Source organism: Verrucomicrobia bacterium CG1_02_43_26 (assembly GCA_001872735.1).
Lineage (GTDB): Bacteria > Verrucomicrobiota > Verrucomicrobiia > Opitutales > CG1-02-43-26 > CG1-02-43-26.
Window position 1 is genome coordinate 1 of record MNWT01000018.1, and the last position, 20,755, is coordinate 20,755.

Genomic DNA, 20,755 nt, shown 5'->3' on the forward strand with positions numbered 1-20,755 from the left:
TACCCTGCTTTGCAGACTCCGCATACATCGCAAACGCTTTCTTTAGATCCTTTTCCACTCCTATGCCTAATTGATAGCAAACTCCCAATCGCCACTGGCCTTTAGAATTACCCTGCTTTGCAGACTCCGCATACAGCTTAAACGCTTGCTCTAGAGACTTCTCCACTCCTATGCCTAATTGATAGCAAACTCCCAATCGAAACTGGCCTTCAGAATTACCCTGGTTTGCAGACTCCGCAAAGCATTCAAATGCTTGTGTTTCATTTTTTTGTAAAAAGGTACCTCTCAAATAACAAAATCCCAATAAAAAATAACCCTCTTGATTGTTTTGCTTCTTTAACTCAAATACAATCTCAAGTGCTAATGTTGAGTCTGGTTTCGCTACAAGCCCTTCTATATGAGATCTCGCTAAATGATAGCCGGCTTCTTTTTTAACGTTTTCATCCTCGCAATTTTTCCAAAGATCAGTAAGAATATCTATAGCTTTATCAGTACTTTCTTTACTCTTTTCTACGTCAAGCAACTTTTTTGCATCAGCGAGGTCATCAATTGCCTTCTTACTTGTATAGTTACCAATAATGTAATTATTTAGATTTCTCTTCTTAAGAGGAATAACAATGTGATTGACTGGCGATTTTTTCCTTTTCTTATCACCAATTTCAATATTACCAGGGACTTTATCTTCATTCAAGTCCTTGACATCTTTAATTAACTTATTTTTTGGTATTATTTTTCCTGTATTCATAATTAATTCTATTTTCACGTAAAAATAAAAGAAAAATAAATAGATTTCAATAAAAAAAATACATAAAGTAAGGAAATAGTATATGATTAATACAACAGTACCACAGTAACAAAATCTTTACCTCAATGAACCTCGATCATAGAAGGATCAAAGTCCAACTCGGGGTAATCTAAATCTAAGTGCGTCAAAGTCTCTAAAATAATGCCAGATACCAGCCAGTTCCTAAACCATTTATTATTAGAGGGAATGACATACCAAGGCGCCCATGAGGTAGACGTTTTTTCAATCGCCTCATTATAGCCGTGAAGATACTCATTCCAAAGTTCCCTAGCTTCTAGATCAGCTTGTTCAAACTTCCAATGCTTCTTGGGCGTATCTAACCTTGATTTCAAACGCATCTTTTGCTCGTCACGGCTAATATGCAAGAAAAACTTCAAGATCGTGCAGCCCTCATCTGTTAACATGCGCTCAAAGTCATTAATATGGTCATAACGCTTCTCCCATACAGCCTGCGGTTGTAACGCCCGCGCACCCACCGTCACCACATCTTCATAATGGCTGCGATTAAAGATTACAATCTCCCCCTTAGCCGGAACGTGCTGATGAATGCGCCACAAATAATCTCGATCTAATTCCTGTTGGGTTGGTGCTTTAAAACTAATCACGCGTATGCCGTGGGGATCCACGCCATTAAATACGTTTCGTATCGTACCGTCTTTCCCTCCCGTATCCATGGCTTGAAAAATCAACAACAACTTTTGCTTATGCTGGGCATAGAGTAATCGCTGTAGGTGGGTAATCTGTTTTACGTGCTTATTAAACTGTTTTTTTGCTGCTTTTTCATCCAGCTTAACCCTCACGTTACCATCCGGGTTATACTCAGATAATATATTTTTTTGCCCATGCGGGGCCTTGTACAACCTTCTTAAACTCATACCACATTGTTTGGCTCACCTTCCAGCACTTCCAATTGAAACTCGTTATGGTGATCCCAAATGGTCTGCTTAAGCACATCAAAGTCGCAGGCTTCCACAATCCCGTTTTTCGGAATGATGATGGCTTCCTTCGCCGTCAAATAAATATAAATATAATCCTGATTACTCACAACGTGGTGCACTTTTTCCCAAGAAATAAAGCCGGTCGTTGTCCCGGTTCTTAAATTAATCCCCTGGGGCAAAACTGTCACTTCATTTTCCTGTTCACCGGTGTCAATTTCCGCACTATTTTTCAAAGTCTTGGAAACTTGTTTGCGTACCTGCTCTTTAGCAACATAAGGGTAAAACAACCCCCACAATCCCGCCAACACAATCAAAATTCCCCAAGCCGGCCAATATTGTTGCAAAACAAATAGCCCGCCTACACCCACAATTGAATACACAACCGGTATCAGAAAGCGCGTACGTTTCATTTTCCGACGAAAGCTCGGTGTCGAGGAAACATGACAAACATTGAACCGAATCAGATCTTCCAGATTGGTCTTAAAGGTAATTTTCATTGAGGTAGTCTAACGATTATTTGCGATTCTTGCCGCTTCTCGATACTGCTGTGCAAAACGATTGGTCAGTTCTCTTCGGAGTTGTATCAACTTTAGAGGATCCGCCTCACGAACAGTGTCATGTATCTCAGCAGCAACTTGGTCAAACCCAATTAATGAAAAGTTTTGCATCTTTTTCAAGGCTTTTTTAGCCGCTTCCGTATCCCCGCGCTTTTCAGCCGCTATAATAGCAGCCCAAGCAGTCAGTAACTCTTGGTGTGGATCTATAAAAGCAGACTTGATAATCAAGCGAAATTCTCGCGCATACGGCGCTGTCCATTCCGGGTTATATACAAAATCCCCACCATCGCGGTAAAAATTCAAATCCGGATCCGAACGATACTTTAAATACTTCTCATCATACAAATCCTTACGAATAGGAGAGCGTCTTAACGCATATCGATCCGCCCCACCGGGGGTATTTAATTTAAACGCCCATTTCTTTTGCCCTTCCAGCGAAAGCACATACTCAATAAACGCCAATGCTCGATCAGGGTGGGGGGCACCTCGTAACATCGCTATCGGATCCGGGTCTACCACAGATCCTCCCTTGGGCATTGAAAAACCAAATCGTTCTTCGCCAGAGCGTTGTCTTAAATTCTCTTCATGGGATAACCCATAATAATCAATCGCTATCCCCACGGCACAATTCCCTGAAGCCACATCCAACACCGGCTTTGCGGAGGAATCCGTAAAATAACGAGCATTCGCGCAAATCAGCTGGATCACTTGCATCCCTTTTAGCCAACCTTCATTCACCGCAAGCATTTGCGTCTCTTCATTATCCGGATAACCCGCGGCATCTAACGCTTTTCGCGCTTCATTCATCTGCTGCTGCAAAATCATCTCCATGGCCGTTGATACAGAGCTACTCATCGTAGGGTCCGCTAAGGCAACATTTCCAAAATACGCGGGCTCCGCTATATCCGTCCAAGCAGTTGGCTCTTTCGTAATCCCTGATTCTTTCAAAGCGTCTCTATTAAAAATAATACCAAAAACAGACAGTGCTGTTCCAAACCAAAGATCCCTAGGTTCCCAAAAATAATTGCCACCAAAGCGCTGGGGAATAATATCATTTTGAAACCATTCCGGGTGCTTATTCAATATACCGGAATGAATAAATAGTCCTTTGCCGGCCAACAGGGATATCTCCAATCGCCCGCCACCAAATAAAACATCCACTCCACAGGTAATATTAGATTTCACCAAAGCATCCCGTACCTCAGCGTCCAGTGATCCCGGAGCATAATCCGCATCCACGTTTAGCTTATTATAGGCTAACTTTACTTTATCGTTCCATTCCTTATTCAGCGTATTTTGCCAGTAATTCTTAAATGCGTTTTCATAAGTCGTACTGATAAACTTGATGACTTCTTTACCGCCACCGAGATCTCTCCAATCGATGAAAATCTTCTTCCCCGTTTTTTGAAAATACCACTCCTGAAAGCCCAAGCCAAACTCATGCCGCACCGCTTCATTATGCGGGGTAATAATAATAAGTCGCTCGCCTGATTCATCAACCGGCTTAACGTCCTCTTTTCTAAACAAAAAGGGCAAACCTACTACGATAATGATCAAAAGGAGAATGATGATATTCTGCTTCATTGTCCTTATTAATCTCTTAAAATAACAACATCATCGGGTGAAACAGAAGCATACAAGCCCTCACGTTCCATGTCCCCCAAATGCATCGGGTTTAATTCAGATATTTTCAAGCGATTGCTTTGCGTCAAAAAGCGATAGTGCGCTACTTCACCATAATAAGTCGCTCGCCCAATATTGCCTTCCAATGAATTCACTTCAGTGGGCTTATCACTCAATACAAAGCACTCTGGGCGAATAGATACATATACCCGACTTTTCTTTTCGGGCACAAAGCCTTCTTCAGCAATCACGCCTTTTAGCTTTCCAATCGGTGTTCTCACTGTTGCGTACCCATCGTCTTCCATTCCGGAAAAATCGCCTTCAAGGATATTCGTCGCACCTATAAAGTCAGCCACAAACCGGTTGATTGGTCTCTTGTAAACTTCGCTTGGCGTCCCTATCTGTTGTATCTCACCATGGCTCAATACCGCAATCTTGTCTGCAATAGAAAGGGCCTCTTTCTGGTCGTGGGTCACATAAATAGTCGTCAACCCATACTCTTTACAGATCCGGTGGATCTCCAATCGCATGTAATAACGTAAGCGCGCGTCGAGGTTAGATAACGGCTCGTCCATCAACAAACATCTCGGCCTCACAACCAAGGCTCTCGCAAGTGCCACTCGCTGCTGCTGCCCACCGGAAAGTTGGGCCGGCTTGCGGTCACGATAGGGTGTCATTTCAACAGACTCCAACGCCTCGTCCACCCGTGTCTTTAATTCTTCTTTGGACACTTTTAGCTGCTCCAATCCAAATGCCACATTCTCCCAAACGGTCATATTCGGCCACAGCGCATAACTCTGAAATACCATCCCCGTCTTACGCTTGTGCGGAGGAAGCTTCGAAACATCCTCATTATCAAACAAAATCTTGCCCGAATCCGGTGTGTAAAACCCGGCTATCGTCCTTAATAACGTCGTTTTACCACATCCACTTGGCCCCAGCAGAAAGAATATTTCGCCAGGATTCACCTTGAACTGAATGCCTTTTAAAGCAACAGCAGAACCAAATTTTTTAACGAGTTGCTCAACAGTAACTTCTATCATGAATCTTTTCTACGTGAGAGTACGATTAGATTGACAAAAATCAAAACTGATTACGAGCATATTTATTAAGTTTTATTGAAATGGCCCAAAGCTCCCTTGTTTACTCAGTAACTCCTTAAGAGTAAAAAATTAGGTAGGGAGTGGTTGAATTCTGGGTTTGAAAATGCTATAGTGCTGACCTTTCAAAGCGGAAATATCTGCAATTTCCTTATAATTAGCAAGTTAACGTAAATAATATGTCTGAAATTTCAAAAGTCTACGAGCCTGTGGAGGTCGAAAAAAAGTGGTATAAAGCCTGGTTAGAAGGAAAGGCTTTTGCAGCAAAACCGGATCAGCAAAAACAGTCGTATTGCATTATGATCCCCCCGCCTAATGTGACGGGTATGTTGACCATGGGACACGTCTTGAATAATACGATACAAGATATTCTTATTCGCAGGGCACGGCAGCAAAAGAAGGAGGCATTGTGGCTTCCAGGGACAGATCATGCGGGCATTGCAACGCAGACGCGTGTGGAGAAGTCACTTCAAAAAGAAGGTAAAACGCGGCAGGAATTGGGTCGTGAGGCCTTTCTTGAGCGAGCCAAGGAATGGAGAGACACCCATGGCGGCGTCATTATTGAGCAATTGAAACGATTAGGAGCTTCTTGTGATTGGGATCGTTGTGTGCATACTTTGGATGATGATTATAGCCAAGCTGTTTTAACGGCTTTTGTAGCGCTTTATAAGCGGGGTTATATATACAGGGGAAAGCGGATGGTCAACTGGTGCCCAGCAAGCCTTACAGCACTTTCTGATGAGGAAGTGAATATGAAGGTGCAAAAAAGCAGTTTATACCATGTGCGTTATGAGTTTGTGGACGAACCAGGCAAATTTATGGACATTGCCACAACACGCCCGGAAACGATTATGGGGGATACTGCCATTGCGGTGCATCCGGAGGATGAGCGCTATAAGGGAATTGTTGGGAAAGAGGTCTGGAGACCCTTAAATAGAGCTAAAATCAAGATTATTGCAGATGATGCCGTTGTGCCTGAGTTTGGTACAGGTGCTTTGAAAGTCACTCCAGCACACGATAAAACAGATTTCGAGATAGGCTTGCGCCACAATTTGCCTATTATAGACATTCTGAACCCAGATGGCACTTTAAATGAGCATGCGGGTGAGGAGTTTAAGGGAATGGATCGCTTTAAGGCTAGAAAGCTGGCTGCCCAGCGGCTTGAGGAAATAGGGGCACTTATTCGTACAGAAGACTATGATAATAACGTAGGCTATTCTGAGCGGGCGGATGTACCGATTGAACCTAGGATTTCTGAGCAATGGTTCTTGAAATATCCGAAGATTGAAGAGTCAAAGAAGGCTGTGAGAGAGGGTTGGATCAAGTTTTGGCCGGAGCGTTGGACAAAGACTTATTTGCATTGGTTAGAGAATATACAGGACTGGTGTATTAGCAGGCAGCTCTGGTGGGGGCACCGCATCCCTGTCTGGTACAGGAAAGGAGCGGATCGTAAGGATCCTGCCAACTGGCATGTTTCAGTGGAAGGGCCTGCGGACTTAGAGAACTGGGAGCAGGATGAAGATGTGCTCGATACATGGGCATCCTCTTGGTTATGGCCCTTTGCTACATTGGGCTGGCCGAATGAAGACGAGATGAAGACCCGTGGTTTAAAGTATTTCTACCCAACGTCTACCCTGGTGACCGGTCCAGATATCATATTCTTCTGGGTAGCTCGCATGATTATTGCGGCTATGGAGTTTATGGGGCCGGAGAAGGAGACCTTGACGGATGAAGAGATTAAGGCGAGGATCCCGTTTGATAACGTCTACTTTACCGGTATTATAAGGGATCAGCAGGGACGAAAGATGTCCAAGAGCCTTGGGAACTCGCCTGACCCAATTGATCTCATTGAGAAATATGGTGCAGACGGCCTCAGGTTTGGGATCATGAGTATTGCTCCTCAAGGGCAGGACGTGACCTTCAGTGAGGAACGGGTCCACCAGGGACGTAACTTCTGCAACAAGCTTTGGAATGCCTGTCGGTTCCGTCAGATGTCGGGTGAAATGGCGGATAATAGTAGTCTGGAAGCGATTGTGAAGCGGATAGAGCCAGCTCTTTTTGATGAAGATGACCATGCGATTCTAGGCCGCTTGTGTAAGACGATACAGGATGTCCACAATGGGCTAGACCAGTTTTCATTTAGCGTAGCAACGCAATCACTATATTCATTCTTCTGGGGAGACTTCTGCGACTGGTATTTAGAGGTATCTAAGGCGCGCATGCAAGATTCCATGACGAAGAATAATTGCCTTGCCGTGCAAGACATGATCATTAGAGAGGTTTTACTGATACTGCACCCGTTTGCCCCTTTTATTACTGAGGAGCTATGGCATGACCTCGGCTACTCTACTGATAGAGAGTTTATTGAGACTTGCCCAACCGATGATAGCTTGAAATTAAGGGAAGTACTCAATGGGTATGGTATAGAGCTTATAGGGACTGCGATTGCTGAAGTTGATATGATACGGGAATTTGTAACCAGCGCCCGTTCGCTAAAAGCGCAATATCAGTTGGCTTCAAAGAAAGATGTCCATCTCTATATTGTGCCCAAGGCTGAATTGGAAAAGAAAGCTATCCAGGGGCAACTAGAGAAGCTTAAAAAGCTCGTTGGCGCTTCTGAGATATCGATTAATAGTGAGATTGAAGGAATGCCTGCTGTGGTAACACCATTAGGAACCCTTTACTTAGATATTTCTTCATCCATTGATACAGATGCCGAGAAAGAGCGCCTCCATAAAGAGATAGAAAAGCTTAATAAGCTGATATCTTCCAGTGAAGCTAAGCTTATGAGTGAATCGTTCACGAGTAAGGCTCCAGAGCAGATTGTAGCAGGCGCAAAGCATCAGTTAGAAGAGAATAAAGCCAAACGCGATGAGTTAAAACGATTACTAACGGCAATGAAGTGAGATATCTCCTGTATTCTAGCAATTTATTCCTTGTTTTATATAATCAATTACCTATGAATTGATCGCGAATTAGAATCGAAATAGACATAAACTGGCTATTTTCGCTTGATTTCCTAGCACTAAAACCAAGGGTTTGTTTCACCTGGAACAAACTCTTGGTTTTTAAGTGATCATGCGAGCAGTATTTTTTAACTGGGGATAAACTCAGAATTCGAGATTGATCTGAAGTGATTGAGCTTTTGGCCTAAAAGGAACAACTGAAGCGATCAATAAGCCCTCAAAAGTCAGGACAATTTAAGGAAGTTATTGTTAGGGCTTTAAAAAAGTAAGGAAAAGAGCAGATAATTGAGTTATCGAGAATCAAATATTAACGCAATAAAGTGAAATAAAACCCGATTTGTTATTAAAAACAAACACAATAAAGTCACTATAATATTGACATTTGTCCAAAAATATCATCTAATTACATTATAAGTAAGATTAAACATTAATAACAACCTCATGGGAAACATTTCACATAACAGAATCCGTACAGAAGATAAGCACGATTTCAAAAGCACGATACGCGGATATGCTAGTGAAAAAATTGGCACCTTCAAGAAGCGTACAGTAAAGGTTTTAACTGATGTTAAAGAGGCGGGCTGGGGAGATCTCAAGTCGCTCATAGCCCCTAATAATTTCAAAGAAAGCATTGGTGGCATTAAACCATCACTTCAGGTCGCAAAAGCCTTAAGTGGGCTCTTTAACTGTGTCGTTAAGGCTCCTGTAATCATTTTTAAAGTAATTACTGGAATCCCTGTTTTATTGTCTAAAATAGTATTAGACCATAAAGAAGAACATAATAAATTTAAAGAGTCCGATGTTTATAAAAAGTTCCGTATCTGTTATCTTACGCAAGAAATAGAGACTGAACTTAATAGCGAGAAAGCCGGCAAGGATTATTCTTATATAAATGATTTATATAAAGAGCTTCAAGGATATCTAACAGGTGAAACGGACAAATGCGCCTTAGGAGAAATAAAGGAAATTAATTTAGAGAACGCAAAAAGCGTTATCGAAGCAATTAAAAGTACGCCATCTTACAGTGAATCACAGAAGTTTGTAAACGAGGAAGCAGGTTCGATCACAAAATTCCGCTATAATTTGGTGCGTTTTGTTGATGTATTTTGCTCATACGGGTTGAGCGATCTTCAGTCCATACTTATGCCAAACTTGTTGCAAAAAACAATTAAGAACGGTGCGACTTTTGGCATAATCGGTTCTACAATAGGAGCTTTTATTGGCCTGGTAACTGCTGGCCCTGCCGGCATGGCAACAGGAGCCACCATTGGGTTAATGGTTGGCACTCTCATCGGAGTATTAAAGGGGATCCCTGAAGATTTTACTGCAGAGCATAAAGAGTACAAAAAGGAAGAGTGGGACACGCTTAAGAATAAATGGACTCCCGCAGGTATGCTAAAGCAATTTCGCCTTGGGTTGGACTACTTTGTTCAGTATTTAAATAAGGAAATGAACATGTCTGCACTAATGAATATTATTGCGCCGAACGCCTTTGCCAGCGCAGCCTCCCATGCGATAACAGATTTTTTCGTGGGAGGTGCGATCGGTGGGGCAATTGGAGCTGTGACGGGTGGTCCCGCCGGTGCGGCTGCCGGGGCAGCTATTGGTGGTTTTTGTGGATTAATGTTGGGTTTCATCGTCGGCTCCATTGAGGACTTTCGTGCTCAACATAAAGATAAGTACAGCGATGAGGCTTGGAAAGAATTGATGGATGATAAGAGCTATACAGGTGTGTTCAAGAAAGTTGACATGTACGTAAGCTGGTTGTACCAAAAGGTTGGCAATGACGTTGCTATAGACGAACTAAGAGCCCTTTTATTACCAAATTTTGGTAGCTCCGTAATGGACACAGCGTATATATTAGGTGCCGCCGGTGCATTTTTAGGCACCCTTGCAGGTGGTCCGGCAGGTGGTTTAATAGGCTTAATAATCGGCTTGGGCGTAGGTGGGGTTATCGGCCATTTGATTGATAATCAGAAAGAAATCGAAGTACTCAAGAAAGAGATTGTAGAAGACAAAGGCTTTATTGAATGGCTTGTTAAAAGCAGTGGATTTACTGAAGAAGCAAAGAAGGCATGGCTTACCGAGGAATGCCAAGCACGCATCGTAGCAAACGGGGGATTAGATAAAACAGATCTTAAAGATATTGAGATCGACTCAAAAAAAATCGATCCTAACAAGCTTTATGATATATCCCGTTACTACAGTGAGCAAGGCACAACTGCTGGCACGATCAAGAACTGGCGTTTAAACCTTTTAGCAGGGAATGAATGGATCAATAGTTTGTTTGGAATTGAAACCACAAAACTCTACGAAAATGCGAGTAACTTGCGTGGATATGTTAAGAACTTATCATTTGTGGTTAGCCCAATAATTGATATGGCTGGAGCTTCGACTGAAACAAAAGATAAAGTTGAGGAAATTGATACCATCTCTCGTATCGTAGCATTGCTTGGAGGAGCTGGCTTAGGGGTTCTCGAAAGCTTATACAACGGGTTGTCTGAAAAGAAGACGAATGAAGAAGTTCAAGAAACCGGCAAGACTCCTATTGAAGAAAAAGTGATTCAGGAGACGAAGACGTATGAAGAAGTTCAGGAAACCGTCACTAAAGAAAAAGTGAAAGTGATTAAGAAGAAAATTCAAGAAATAGGCATCATGAATTACCCTGAACCTGTCGAGATTGATTTCCATGCAATAAATAAAATAATCAAGATCACAAAAAATAGCGGAGTAAGCCTTGTTCCTGAAAACGCCTTTAAACCATTTAGTGGCCACGAAATAGTAGTTTAACTCACAGAGAATGCCTCTCTGATTGCAGAGAGGCAACTCAATTACAGGTCGTTATTCCGCCTAAACGTAAGTTAATTTTTTTGTAATTAAAAAATCGATACTGAAAAATGATAAAACACTTGGCAGGAAGCATTGCCGTAGATTTGCATCAATAGTCTCAAGTGCGCGCCCTGATTAAAGTTGCTTTTACGAGGACAAAGGGTTTATAGTAAAGAAGTATGCCCAAGGAAGCGTTTCCCAATGTCTCGCCTGAAGTAAGAGCTATTCTACAGCGCTTTACGAGTGAAGCTTTTTATATAAATGAAGATCATGCGATGCGTGATCGCGCGATCTATAGCACCACTTTATACATTGCTACCTGCGATGTTAAAATGAAGATGGGCAATTTCACCGCGCATATTTTCCAGGACATCATTCATAAAGGCTACGTAATCGCATTAGCCTATGGTGATATACGCTCTGAAAATGAAATTTTTACTCGAATACACTCTTCGTGTGTTACCGGGGAAACATTAAGAGCGTGTGATTGTGACTGCGCGCAGCAACTTGAAGGCGCATTGCAAAGAATCGCTGCCTCTGGGGCGGGCATCCTTTTCTATTTAATGCAAGAGGGTAGAGGCGTAGGATACATTGCGAAATCCAGGGATCGAATGCTTGTACAAGCGAGTAATGACGAGATTTCCACCTTTGAAGCGTATCGCTTGCTAGGGCTAAAACGCGATTATCGGCAATATCGCAATGTGAAGCCAATTTGCCAACTTTTGGGAATTGATCCGAAGTTTATATTGCTAACGAATAATCCGGACAAGGTAAATATCTTGAAAGATTTAGAGGTGAATATCATTCGTTCTGAGCGATTAGAAATTACGCCAACCCCGTATAATCTAGCTTATCTTACCTCTAAGATGGAAGCGGGCCATATGCTAACAAGCCCTCAGGAGCAAGAAGTTACCCGGATCAAGTTACCCGCGCAAGTGATCCCATTTAAGCCACATGCCGTGCAGAACGCGCAGCGATTTATATATGTTTCGAGTTATTTTTTGCCGGTATTGCCAGTAGAAGATGAAATAATTTTGTCTGAAACGGAGTTCAAGCAATGTTTCGGCACTCATTCGCCTGATGTCCTGATGCACAATCAACCCCCGTTGATTCTTTCGCACCAAAAGTTACAAGACAGGCGGTTTTCAATTAAGATACACCGCGATAATTTAACTCATTGGAAAAAGGAACATCAAGGGGATCCGTTAGGCGATCTTACCCACCTGCCGTATTGGTTTCGCGTACATGTTTATTTTGATATTGTAAGCTGCGAAGATTATGTAGTGCTCACTTATGGCAACGCAGAGCCGTATGATATACCGATAGTGCGGATACAAAGCGAATCCATCTTTAACCGTTTTCCGCTTGTAGACACGGATAATCGAGACAAATTTAAAGCGACGGTAAAGGCAATTGTACAACACGGAGTAGGGGCGATTGTATTATTGTATAATGATGGCAGGGGTGCGGGCTTTGGTGCGTATGCGGAAGATTTGATGTTGATTGAAAAAGGCCTTAGCCATAATACGGATGAATCCTACCAAAAACTGGGCGTGGGGTATGATAACCGTGACTATGAAGCAGCTATCACATTATTAAAAGAACATATCCCGAGTAACCATGTACAGATGGTGATGAATTCGCCGGACAGCCTTGTCAAGAAACCCGAATACGCGGAAGCTTTAAACTCACATAAGATACAGGTAGATAAATGGATCTTCCTTGAAAATTTTTAATAGCACATGAGCGATCCTTTTGGACATGAATTATTCCGCAAGCGTTTGGAGTTATCCCTCCAATACGTGCAAGAAATGTTGCTGGCAACAGTTCCTCCGGTACGCGAGCCGGAATGTTGCCATTTTATCGTAACGGGTGTGGGGAGCTCCGAAGCTCAAGCGAGATTTTTTGTTTATTGTATAAACCAATTTACGTCGGGAACAGCAGAGTTTTGGCCCCTGAGCTCATTTGTATCCCTTTCTCAAAGCCTGCAACATATAGAAAGCACGCTGGTAGTGATCAGCCAAGGAATTTCACCGAACACTCACATTGCTATCAGCAAAGGTATCTATTTTAAAGACAGACTCTTGTTCACGGCATCGAGGAATAAAGATATTATAAAAGATCTCAAAGAAGAGAAATGGTCCCTCTTTTACTTTCCCATGGAGGATGAATACGATATCCTGATACGGATCGTAGGGCCATTATGTGGGTATGTTGCCATTATACAATATATCTCCAACGCGTTTATAAACCACACGCTCCCGGAGTTTTTGACACAGCAGATATTGAATACGATTGCTGAGGTTAACAACGAACCCATTCCGTTTAGCAAAGAAGATTTTATTGCTCTTAGGGAAAGGGGCTGTGTCTTAATCGGAACGGATTCGCTTCCGGAGTATGGGTATAACCTGCCGTACAAATTCCTGGAAGGGCTGTTTGTGCCTCACCCCTCGTTTATTGATTTACTAAGCCTTTGCCATGGGACGCTTCAGGAGCTTTTCATCAACCCCAAGCACGTCTTTTTATTTTTACAAGATGATGCCTGGCAGATTGAAATTGCGGAAAGAGCCAAGAAAATAATAGAGCCTTTTGGTTGCCCTACGATTTCCTATATAGCTAAACTTCCTCCACCTTGGAGCATTTTAGAGTACGAGATGTTATTAAACAATATGGTTTCACAAGGCCTTTCCATACTTAAAATAAACCAGCGAAACTGGCCTGCTTTTGGGCTGGATAAACCTCTTTATGAAATACATGGCATATGAGCTATAAAATTGTCATCATTGGCGCGGGCGAAGTGGGTACTTATCTTGCCGGCATGTTGAGCTCTGAGGGCCATGAAGTGACTGTTATTGACAGCGATGATACGGTTGTGCAATCGCTTGAAGAATCCTTTAACGCACGCGCCCTTGTCGGAAATGGTGCCTCTTCTCAAATGCTTATTAAAGCGGGCATTAACGAATGTGATTTTTGCTTGGCTATGACCAGTGATGATTTAACAAATCTGGTAGGCTCCTCGTTAGGAAAATCCCTTGGAGCTAAATGCACGCTTGCGCGGATACATGACCAGACGTACATGGATAACTCGTATATTAACTACCAGTTACATTTCGGGATCGATTATTTAATTAACCCGGAAGCTTTGTGTGCCCTGGAATTGGCAAAAATCATACGTAACCCGGGGCGGATGATTGTTGAGCATTTTGCGAAAGGGGCTATAGAAGTGCAACAAGTAGAAGTTTCCGCGAACTCTAAATTGCTGAATAAGGATTTGCAGACATTGAACTTTCCTAAAGGGATACGAATTGCTTATATTCAAGACAAAGAGGAGTTTGTTGTTCCTAATGCGAGCTCAAAACTAGAAGCTGGAAAAACGATCACGATGATGGGGCCTACGGATGAGCTTGCCAAACTCGTCCCAAAAATAAACCCGGATGCCACACATAGCTCCGTATATATAACGATTTTTGGAGGGACAGAAACGGCTATTTGCCTCGCTCGCATGCTTAACCCGCAGCGCTTCCGTGTACGCATTATAGAAAAAAATGTCAAACAGTGCCGCAGTATCGCAGAACGGTTCCCGGACATCACAGTTATCAACGGAGATGCAACTTCGCTACGGTTGATGGAAGAAGAAAATGTGGGAGAAAGTGATTTTTTTATCGCCTGCTCTAAGGACGATGAAGACAACATCATGACCTGTTTGCAGGCTAAAAAGCTGGGTACGAAGCACACGCAGTTAGTCGTTAATAGAACAGATTATGAAAATTTGCTCGATGACTTGAGAGATGTTCTGAAAGTGGAAAAGGCGGTTTCCCCTCGAGTTGCCACCGTTAAAGAGCTTAATAGATATCTTTCCACCAAACCCTACATGGAATTGGCGACTCTTCCTGGGGGAATGATTATTTCTTATGAAATTGTTATATCTACCGACAGTCCTTGTGCCGGAAAAACCGTTAAAAGCATTGGATTACCTCCGGGTGCTGTGATCATCGCCCTCCAACACAAGTATGAAGTGAGGGTACCGTTGGCACATGATGTATTGTTGTCAGGCGACAGAATCATCATTATTATGCAAAAAGCAGTTATCAACCTTGTGATGCGAATTTTTGATATTTAGGCAATGCCAAGACTTTTATTTACCCCAGATACGCCGTAAACAAACGGGGCGGCCGCTTCCTTCTTTATAAGCGGTATAACGAGTAGGATTTGTCTTGTAATAACGCTGGTGGTAGTCCTCTGCAGGATAGAATTCTGAAGCAGGGAGGATATCCGTGACAATAGGGAGCCCTAAACGTGCAGTAATGAGCGCTTTGGATTCTTCGGCGATATGCTTTTGATCCTCATCACAATAAAAAATGGCGGTTAGATATTGAGAACCCCGATCTGCAAACTGGCCAGCATTGTCTGAAGGATCGATGTTATGCCAAAAGGTTTCGAGTAAATCGTTATAAAGGATTTTACCGGGATCATAGGAAATTTCCACGACTTCGTAGTGCCCCGTTTTTCCGGTACAAACTTGCTCGTATGTGGGATTTTTCACATGTCCGCCCATGTATCCTGACGTGACTTTTAAGATGCCCGCTGTGGAGGGTTGATCAAACGCGGCTTCAATGCACCAGAAGCAACCGCCGGCGAAGTAGGCTTTTGAGGATTGGGGGTTTTGCATGGATGCTATTCTAAGGGAGATGTTGGGAGTTTTGCGATTCTTTTGGTAACAAAAAAAGCAGCCTAGAAAAGCTGCTTTTGGGTTTTGTAAATTGTAGAAATAAAATAATTTTATTAGAGAGCTTTGGCCTTTGCAAGTAATTCCTTGTCTTCAGCTAATTTTGCTGCCAAGGCATGGATAAAATTATTAAGATTTTCTTTATCATCGCTAGTTTGAAAACTTGAAAATCTATTTTTCATATCATTTAATAAAGGTAAGAATTTATCCCCAGCGGCAATAGATTCCGTCATAAGATTTATAAATTGAGTTTTATCACAAACGGTGTTGTTCAATAGCTTCGCTTTGTAGTTAGACAGCATTACCGCAACTTCGGACAAGCGGGTGATTAAATCCTGATGGCCACCCATATTGCGCAAACCGCTTATCATAGAAGCAACTTCGCCTTGCATAACGCTTACGCCTGCAGTCTCCTCAGATAATTCTTTAGCAGTTACACCATATTGCGTAAAGCAAGCAATGCTCTGTGGTATAGTATAAATGGAAGTATCAGCATAACCTGCGTTTACACCCATGAGTGTTAATAGTGAGAATATAATCGTTTTTACTTTGTTCATATTTTTCATATTTGAATTACTTATTTAACTTTGATTAAAATTTAAGACAAATTAAACAGTTAATCATTAGCAATGTCAATATTTTTGTGTAATTTTTACGAAAGAATCTTCTTTACCGAAAACAACGATTTACTTACACGCGTTAAGTCTTTAATCTTACCTGCATGCAAAGGTTGTTATCCCTGTTCCTCTTTTCATTCATTTCCCTTCCCCTGGTATCCGTTTCAGGAGAAGCTGCGAAACTTGTTCCGATGGAGGACTTTTTTCGAAATCCGGAGAAGACAGGGTATCAGATATCCTATAACGGGAGATATGTTTCCTTTCTTGCCCCATGGGAAAGCCGGTTGAATATATTTGTTGAAAAGACAAATGGGAACCCCAGCCAGATTACCTTTAAGAGTGATCGGGACATCATGCGTTATTATTGGGCTAATAATGCTAAGCTAGTCTATTTTGAAGATAATGGTGGTGATGAAAATGACCATATGTTTGTGATTGATGTTAATGGGGATGGGAAACGGGATTTAACCCCCTTTCCCGGTGTGAAGGCTGTTTTTATTGATGATTTACAGAAGGACAGCGAGCATGTTTTGGTAGGGCTAAATGTGCGGGATAAAAGTATTTTTGATGCTTACCAAGTCAATGTGAACACGGGAGAACTTCGGCTTGTCGCGGAAAATCCGGGTGATGTGATGACTTGGGTGACAGATCATAACGGTAAAGTAAGAGCTGCCTTAGCCACTGATGGCGTGGATCAAATCTTCCTCTATAGGGAAACGGAAAATGAACCTTTTAAACCCGTTATAAAAACAAATTTTAAAGAGTCCTTCGAGCCACTGGCATTTACGTATGACAATAAAAAAATTTATGCTAATTCAAATATAGGGCGGGATAAGTCTGCGGTTGTGGTTGTTGACCCTAATACAGGGAAGGAAGAGAAAGTGATTTATGAGAATCCAGACGTGGATGTCTATAACATTATGCTCTCAGACAAATATAAGAAACTAGTAGCTGTTTCTTATGTAACAGATAAACTGCATTACATCTTCTTTGACGAAAAAACGAAGCGCATGTTTGCGGATTTTGACAAGCAATTCCCCGGATTGGAAACAAGGATTGTAAGCCAAAACAAAGATGAAGACATGTTCATCTTGCGCACTTTTAGTGATAAAACCCGCGGAGCCTATTACCTTTATTATACAAAAGGAAAGAAGGTAAAAAAACTGGCAGATGTTTCCTCCTGGCTGGATGAGGGCAACATGGCTGAAATGAGACCAGTGGAATACAGATCACGTGACCGGTTAACCATACACGGTTATCTGACACTGCCAAAGGGTCTTGAGCCTAAAGATTTGCCAATTGTGGTGATTCCGCATGGTGGGCCGTGGGCAAGGGATTACTGGAGCTATGATCCAGAAGCACAGTTTCTAGCAAATCGCGGTTATGGCGTTTTGCAAATTAATTACCGTGGTTCGACCGGGTATGGGCGATCTTTTTGGGAAGCTGGGTTTAAAGAGTGGGGAAAAGCGATGCAAGACGATATCACCGATGGTGTCCAATGGCTGATCGCACAAGGCGTGGCGGATCCTACACGAATTGCAATTTATGGCGCGTCTTATGGTGGCTATGCCGCGCTTGCCGGCGTTACCTTTACGCCGAACCTGTATGCTTGTGGGGTGAGTTATGTCGGGCCCTCGAATCTATTTACTCTATTAGCCTCCTTTCCCCCTTATTGGGAACCCTTGTTAAAGCAAATGTATGAACAGGTAGGTGATCCTATTGCGGATAAAAAGCTGTTAGAAGAAGTTTCGCCCCTTTTTCATGTGGAAGAAATCAAAGTACCCTTACTTATTGCACAAGGCGCGAATGACCCACGTGTGAAGCAACAGGAGTCTGATCAAATCGTTGCTGCATTAAAAGAACGTAATCTCCCTGTTGAGTATTTACTGAAAGAAGACGAAGGGCATGGCTTTGTTAAAGAAGAAAACCGGTTTGATTTTTATAGAAAACTGGAATCATTTTTAGAGAAGCATTTAAAACGCAACTAAACTAGGCACAAAAAAAGCTTCCCGATTTTGAGAAAGCTTTTTTGTCTATAATGAAAATTGTTGGATTAACTTTCTTTGATGATAAAGACATCCGAACGGCGGTCTCTTCTGGTTTGCTCAGGAGTGCCATCCACAACCGCATCTATTGAACCCTTTGAAAGGATCTTGATTTTAGATTCGTCTACGCCTTTAGCTTTTAAATAATCTTCTACGCTTGTGGCACGACGATCGCCAAGAGCTTGGTTATACTCGTAGGTGCCCCTCCAGTCACAACGGCCAACGATGAGTAGTTTAGCATTAGGATCTGACCACAGACGCTCGGCGACTTCATCAACCTTAACACGTTCGATCTCTGGGATACTAGAGCGGTCAAAGCCGAAGTACACAGAAGCAATTATGTTTTCAGGATTATTCATCACGCCCTGTTCGTAAGCATCTGTGAACGCACGGTCACGCGCATACAGTCCTTGGGAATAGGCATCCGCACCGTTAATGAAATCCGGGCGTTCGCTTGTTGAGCCAAGCACAGTATCATTCGGCTGTGGATTGGGTTTATCTTTACAACCCGCCAAGAAGGCAAGTACAACTACTATAGGGATTAAAAAATGTTTTCGCATCATGGCAAAAGCAAGACTAGGAATGAAGTTGCATCATCGCAAGCCATAAAATTTGATTTTTTAGTTTAAGAAGAAGATCTTAATGAAAGTGGGTTGGGGGGGGCTCGAACCCCCAACCAATGGCTTAAAAGGCCACTGCTCTACCATTGAGCTACCAACCCTCAATTGATGTTGAGAAGACTATTATAAAATTATTTAAATTGTCAACGCTTAATGCATTTTTTTTCAAAAATAAAAAATAGGCTGGAAGAGTTTTTGAATAAATATACTCTATTGCTGACGAGGACCAAAGAATATTATAATATAGGGATAAATAGAATTCATTGATGAGTTTCCAGTTGCAGATCTTAGGCGCATTTATAAGCGGCAGCATATTGGCTGCGCTGGTGTGTTGGTTGATTGCAAGGCGCTGGTTAGCCTTTCACAACAGTAAGACGCAAGAGCTGGTTAGGGCTGCCGAAAGAGAAGCAAGACTTGCCTCTCAGGAAAATCAGTCTAAAGAATTTCAAGTTTTTCAAAAGGAAAGAGTAGTTGCTGAGCAAGCATCGGATAAAAGAAAGCACGAGCTTGATCTCAAAGAACTCGAAATCAGAGAGCACCAGAAGCGTTTAGAGTCTAAGCAACAATTCCTAGAGGAGAAGATGATCAATGTTGAGCGAATGGACGCGGAGGCCAAGCGCAAGAAATATAATCTAGAAAACCTGAGGCAGCTTTGCCGAAAGCGGCTTCTTCACATCACGCACATGTCTGAAGGGGAAGCTAAGAAACTTCTCAAAGAAGAGCTACGTGATGAATGCGAGGAAGAATTGCGTATCCTGCGCAACAGTATATTGCAACGCTCAGATGACGAATTACGGAGTGAAGCCCAGCGTATCATCATTGATTGCATGCAACGGCTATCCGGTATGCCCTCTACTGACATCACCGCAGCCACAGTAAAGCTGCCGAGTGATGATATGAAGGGCAGGCTAATTGGCAGGGAAGGTCGCAATATTAAAGCATTTGAAACGGTGACAGGAACAACGCTTCTGATTGACGAAACACCGGAAACTGTCATGGTGTCCTCGTTTGACCCCGTGAAGCGGGATGTGGCACGTATCGCACTGGAAAATTTAATCAAAGACGGCCGAATTCACCCTGCTAGTATTGAAGAAGCAGTGACGCGTGCTGACATAGAAATGCAGGACAATGTACTTCATTTGGGGCAAAAAGCGATCGATCGTCTTAATCTAACAAATGTACAGCAAGAAGTCGTTTCCTTGCTGGGTAAGCTGAATTACCGTTTATCTAATAACCAAAATACACTGGAACACTCCGTAGAGGTTGCCTTTTTGATGTCTATGATGGCATCCGAAATAGGATTGGATCCTAAAATAGCAAAACGCTGTGGTCTTTTTCACGATATAGGAAAAGCGATGCCACAGGATTTAGAAGGCAGCCATGCCATTGCAGCAGCTAAGTTGCTCAAAAAATATGGTGAAGACCAGACAGTAATCAATGCCGTTGCGGCTCACCACGAGGAAGTCCCGCCAGAAAGTGTTTACGCGCCATTACTCATGCTTGCTGATGCAATTTCGGCCAAACGGCCCGGTGCACGTTCTGAATGTATATCCGGTTACGTACAACGGATAAGAGGTTTAGAAGACGTTGCACGCTCTTTCGAAGGGATATCCGATGTCTATGCCGTGCAAGCGGGTAGGGAAGTTCGCGTTATTGTGTCTCCTAATAAATATGATGATTTGGAAGCAAAACGCCTTGCATGGCGCATTAAGCAAAAGATTGAAAAGGATGTAGATTACCCGGGAAACGTCAAGGTAACGGTTATTCGAGAGCAACGCTTTACAGAAACCGCAAAACAGTCCGACATATAACGTTGAGTAATTATTATTTATTTTTTATAATAATTCTCTTTAATTTAATAAATCCCGTTAACCAACAGTAATAACAATGAGTCGTTCAGAAAGACAATATGGCCCTTCGGTATTCCCC

14 protein-coding genes, 1 tRNA gene and 1 pseudogene are annotated in these 20,755 nt (G+C 42.5%); 7 read left to right on the forward strand and 9 right to left on the reverse strand.

Translation table 11 applies throughout. The annotated features are described in order from the left end of the window. From AUJ82_06750 to AUJ82_06770, 5 genes and pseudogenes are all read right to left on the reverse strand, one after another. Window positions 1-745 (reverse strand): annotated as a pseudogene (locus tag AUJ82_06750) (hypothetical protein). A 122-nt stretch (window positions 746-867) separates the two neighbouring features. Beyond that, window positions 868-1,680, reverse strand: a complete 813-nt coding sequence (locus AUJ82_06755; protein OIO59133.1) for a polyphosphate kinase — start codon at window positions 1,678-1,680, stop codon at window positions 868-870. Continuing rightward, window positions 1,677-2,153 carry a hypothetical protein gene (locus tag AUJ82_06760; GenBank protein ID OIO59134.1) on the reverse strand — a complete coding sequence of 159 codons (477 nt, stop codon included), beginning with the start codon at window positions 2,151-2,153 and terminating at the stop codon, window positions 1,677-1,679. Before AUJ82_06760 ends, AUJ82_06755 begins: the two co-directional genes overlap by 4 nt. 96 nt (window positions 2,154-2,249) lie before the next feature. Further along, complete coding sequence (locus AUJ82_06765; protein ID OIO59135.1) at window positions 2,250-3,884, reverse strand: hypothetical protein; 1,635 nt, start codon at window positions 3,882-3,884, stop codon at window positions 2,250-2,252. An 8-nt stretch (window positions 3,885-3,892) separates the two neighbouring features. Continuing rightward, window positions 3,893-4,966: a spermidine/putrescine ABC transporter ATP-binding protein gene (locus AUJ82_06770; protein ID OIO59136.1), complete on the reverse strand. Its 1,074-nt coding sequence runs from the start codon at window positions 4,964-4,966 to the stop codon at window positions 3,893-3,895. 236 nt (window positions 4,967-5,202) lie between these two features. On the opposite strand from AUJ82_06770, the gene AUJ82_06775 reads away from it, so the two are divergent. From AUJ82_06775 to AUJ82_06795, 5 genes are all read left to right on the forward strand, one after another. Next, on the forward strand, window positions 5,203-7,929 hold the full coding sequence (locus AUJ82_06775) for a valine--tRNA ligase (protein OIO59137.1): 2,727 nt from the start codon (window positions 5,203-5,205) through the stop codon (window positions 7,927-7,929). Between the two features lie 501 nt (window positions 7,930-8,430). Further along, on the forward strand, window positions 8,431-10,779 hold the full coding sequence (locus AUJ82_06780; protein ID OIO59138.1) for a hypothetical protein: 2,349 nt from the start codon (window positions 8,431-8,433) through the stop codon (window positions 10,777-10,779). Between the two features lie 218 nt (window positions 10,780-10,997). Next, entirely contained in the window at window positions 10,998-12,554 is a 1,557-nt protein-coding gene (locus AUJ82_06785) for a GTP cyclohydrolase (protein ID OIO59139.1), read from the forward strand. Between the two features lie 6 nt (window positions 12,555-12,560). Then, the gene (locus tag AUJ82_06790; protein ID OIO59140.1) at window positions 12,561-13,583 is read left to right on the forward strand and encodes a hypothetical protein; all 1,023 of its coding nucleotides are present in this window, start codon (window positions 12,561-12,563) and stop codon (window positions 13,581-13,583) included. Next, window positions 13,580-14,938, forward strand: a complete 1,359-nt coding sequence (locus AUJ82_06795) for a hypothetical protein (protein ID OIO59141.1) — start codon at window positions 13,580-13,582, stop codon at window positions 14,936-14,938. The genes AUJ82_06790 and AUJ82_06795 overlap by 4 nt, the downstream gene beginning before the upstream one ends. 15 nt (window positions 14,939-14,953) lie before the next feature. Here the strand turns inward: AUJ82_06795 and AUJ82_06800 are convergent, their stop codons facing one another. Together AUJ82_06800 and AUJ82_06805 are read right to left on the reverse strand one after the other, a co-directional pair. Then, on the reverse strand, window positions 14,954-15,487 hold the full coding sequence (locus tag AUJ82_06800; GenBank protein ID OIO59142.1) for a peptide-methionine (S)-S-oxide reductase: 534 nt from the start codon (window positions 15,485-15,487) through the stop codon (window positions 14,954-14,956). A gap of 113 nt (window positions 15,488-15,600) precedes the next feature. Then, window positions 15,601-16,110 (reverse strand): hypothetical protein, encoded by a 510-nt coding sequence (locus tag AUJ82_06805; protein OIO59143.1) that lies wholly within the window; start codon window positions 16,108-16,110, stop codon window positions 15,601-15,603. 155 nt (window positions 16,111-16,265) lie between these two features. Here AUJ82_06805 and AUJ82_06810 point away from each other — a divergent pair, with 155 nt between their 5' ends. Then, window positions 16,266-18,149 (forward strand): S9 family peptidase, encoded by a 1,884-nt coding sequence (locus AUJ82_06810; GenBank protein ID OIO59144.1) that lies wholly within the window; start codon window positions 16,266-16,268, stop codon window positions 18,147-18,149. A 65-nt stretch (window positions 18,150-18,214) separates the two neighbouring features. On the opposite strand, the gene AUJ82_06815 is transcribed toward AUJ82_06810, so the two are convergent. Both AUJ82_06815 and AUJ82_06820 read right to left on the reverse strand, forming a co-directional pair. Continuing rightward, window positions 18,215-18,769, reverse strand: a complete 555-nt coding sequence (locus tag AUJ82_06815; GenBank protein OIO59145.1) for a hypothetical protein — start codon at window positions 18,767-18,769, stop codon at window positions 18,215-18,217. Between the two features lie 86 nt (window positions 18,770-18,855). Further along, window positions 18,856-18,927: transfer RNA gene (locus tag AUJ82_06820), tRNA-Lys, on the reverse strand. Window positions 18,928-19,104: 177 nt separating this feature from the next. On the opposite strand from AUJ82_06820, the gene AUJ82_06825 reads away from it, so the two are divergent. Then, complete coding sequence (locus AUJ82_06825; protein ID OIO59146.1) at window positions 19,105-20,637, forward strand: ribonuclease Y; 1,533 nt, start codon at window positions 19,105-19,107, stop codon at window positions 20,635-20,637. Window positions 20,638-20,755: the final 118 nt, after the last annotated feature.

Bases quoted from the DNA above. Each gene is read 5' to 3' on its own strand.
- AUJ82_06755 (OIO59133.1), bottom strand. From the start codon at position 1,680: ATGAGTTTAAGAAGGTTGTACAAGGCCCCGCATGGGCAAAAAAATATA.
- AUJ82_06760 (OIO59134.1), bottom strand. From the start codon at position 2,153: ATGAAACGTACGCGCTTTCTGATACCGGTTGTGTATTCAATTGTGGGT.
- AUJ82_06765 (OIO59135.1), bottom strand. From the start codon at position 3,884: ATGAAGCAGAATATCATCATTCTCCTTTTGATCATTATCGTAGTAGGT.
- AUJ82_06770 (OIO59136.1), bottom strand. From the start codon at position 4,966: ATGATAGAAGTTACTGTTGAGCAACTCGTTAAAAAATTTGGTTCTGCT.
- AUJ82_06775 (OIO59137.1), top strand. From the start codon at position 5,203: ATGTCTGAAATTTCAAAAGTCTACGAGCCTGTGGAGGTCGAAAAAAAG.
- AUJ82_06780 (OIO59138.1), top strand. From the start codon at position 8,431: ATGGGAAACATTTCACATAACAGAATCCGTACAGAAGATAAGCACGAT.
- AUJ82_06785 (OIO59139.1), top strand. From the start codon at position 10,998: ATGCCCAAGGAAGCGTTTCCCAATGTCTCGCCTGAAGTAAGAGCTATT.
- AUJ82_06790 (OIO59140.1), top strand. From the start codon at position 12,561: ATGAGCGATCCTTTTGGACATGAATTATTCCGCAAGCGTTTGGAGTTA.
- AUJ82_06795 (OIO59141.1), top strand. From the start codon at position 13,580: ATGAGCTATAAAATTGTCATCATTGGCGCGGGCGAAGTGGGTACTTAT.
- AUJ82_06800 (OIO59142.1), bottom strand. From the start codon at position 15,487: ATGCAAAACCCCCAATCCTCAAAAGCCTACTTCGCCGGCGGTTGCTTC.
- AUJ82_06805 (OIO59143.1), bottom strand. From the start codon at position 16,110: ATGAAAAATATGAACAAAGTAAAAACGATTATATTCTCACTATTAACA.
- AUJ82_06810 (OIO59144.1), top strand. From the start codon at position 16,266: ATGCAAAGGTTGTTATCCCTGTTCCTCTTTTCATTCATTTCCCTTCCC.
- AUJ82_06815 (OIO59145.1), bottom strand. From the start codon at position 18,769: ATGATGCGAAAACATTTTTTAATCCCTATAGTAGTTGTACTTGCCTTC.